General features: G+C 69.0%; 1 pseudogene. It reads left to right on the forward strand.

The annotated features are described in order from the left end of the window. Positions 1–255, forward strand: a pseudogene (locus GQB03_RS22840) (3-hydroxyacyl-CoA dehydrogenase); the annotation flags it as partial.

The raw sequence follows: 255 nt of genomic DNA on the forward strand, positions 1-255 counted from the left end.
GAGAGCTATGTCGGCCTGGTCGAGGCCGGCGTCGGGCTGATCCCGGCCGGTGGCGGCAGCAAGGAGTTCGCGCTGCAGGCCCATGCCCTGGCCAGGCGTGCCGCCGGCGGCGACGTGTTCCTGTACATCCAGGAGAGCTTCCAGACCATCGCCATGGCCAAGGTCGCCAAGAGCGCGCTCGAGGCGGTGCAGATGGGCTTCGGCAAGGCCTCCGACGACATCCTCTTCAACGCCCACGAGCTGCTCTACGCGGCG

Origin of the sequence: Cognatazoarcus halotolerans, from assembly GCF_009800965.1 — a bacterium.
GTDB lineage: Bacteria > Pseudomonadota > Gammaproteobacteria > Burkholderiales > Rhodocyclaceae > Cognatazoarcus > Cognatazoarcus halotolerans.